The sequence below is a fragment of the Oscillibacter sp. CU971 genome (genome assembly GCF_905219725.1).
Lineage (GTDB): Bacteria > Bacillota > Clostridia > Oscillospirales > Oscillospiraceae > Oscillibacter.
Window position 1 is genome coordinate 1 of the sequence record NZ_CAJMXG010000588.1, and the last position, 1,014, is coordinate 1,014.

Genomic DNA, 1,014 nt, shown 5'->3' on the forward strand with positions numbered 1-1,014 from the left:
TTATAGCAATCCAAGAAATTATCAAGGAATACCAGCGGCAGAAAACCAACCAGCGCAGTCGGAAGGGCGGATCAGCGAGAAAGCCTCAGCAATACCATGCGGAAGCTGAGGTAATAATCTGATTTTCAGCTTGCGAAGAATCGCCTTGATTTTTGACCACATATTTTCGATTGGATTCAAATCAGGGCTGTATGCTGGCAAGTACAGTAATTTCATGTCGGCCCCCTGCAAAAGCGTCTGGACCTCTTTGACATGATGCGTGCGCATATTANCCATGATGACAATATCCCCTTCGTGCAGCGTGGGAATGAGCGTGTTCTTGAGATAGTCCAGAAATTTTTCGCGGGTCGTTCCACCGCTGTAAATCGTATAGGCAGTCTCACCGTTGCGTCTTACAGAGGAAAGAATCGTGGTATTGGCAGGTGTATTCAAAGGAGTCTTGTCTACTGACCGCTCCCCACCAATGGCCCGCCCATAGCGGCGGCTCAAGTCCGTGTTTACGCCGCTTTCATCCAGAAATACCAGTTTGTCCGCTTCGCATTGCGTGATCATTTCCTTCCAGGCTTCTCTCGCGGCCACAACATCGAACACGCTCCCGCTCTGCCGCGTAAAAGGACTTCTTCTTGTAAACATAACCCAGCCCAATCACGGCCTTTCGCACCGTTTCGTTACTGATAGACAGTCCCTGTTTTTCGATGATTTCGTCGATCGTGATATCCGGCTGGGCTATGATTAGCTGATCAATGTCCTGCAAATCTTCTTCTGTCAGCGCTGGTTTTCTTCCTCGCTGACTGGTTTGAAGATCTACACTGCCAGTTTTCTTCATTTGTCCGCTCAAACGATACACTGTACTGATACTCACCTGGAAACACTTTGCCACTGTTTGCGCATCGTGGGTCTGTTCGTATGCCTGTACCAGTAGCCTTCGCGCCTCATTGTGTAACATAGCTATCACCTTCTGATAACATTCTACACCTCAAGTCAATGCACTGTTATTTTATTGGATTGCTATAG

2 protein-coding genes are annotated in these 1,014 nt (G+C 47.9%); both read right to left on the reverse strand.

Going from position 1 to position 1,014, the window contains the following annotated elements; all coding sequences use genetic code 11:
- Positions 1–21 precede the first annotated feature (21 nt).
- Positions 22–552: a transposase gene (locus JX325_RS17655; protein ID WP_204792298.1), complete on the reverse strand. Its 531-nt coding sequence runs from the start codon at positions 550–552 to the stop codon at positions 22–24.
- Complete coding sequence (locus JX325_RS17660; protein ID WP_204792299.1) at positions 509–946, reverse strand: transposase; 438 nt, start codon at positions 944–946, stop codon at positions 509–511. Before JX325_RS17660 ends, JX325_RS17655 begins: the two co-directional genes overlap by 44 nt.
- Between the last annotated feature and the right edge of the window lie 68 nt (positions 947–1,014).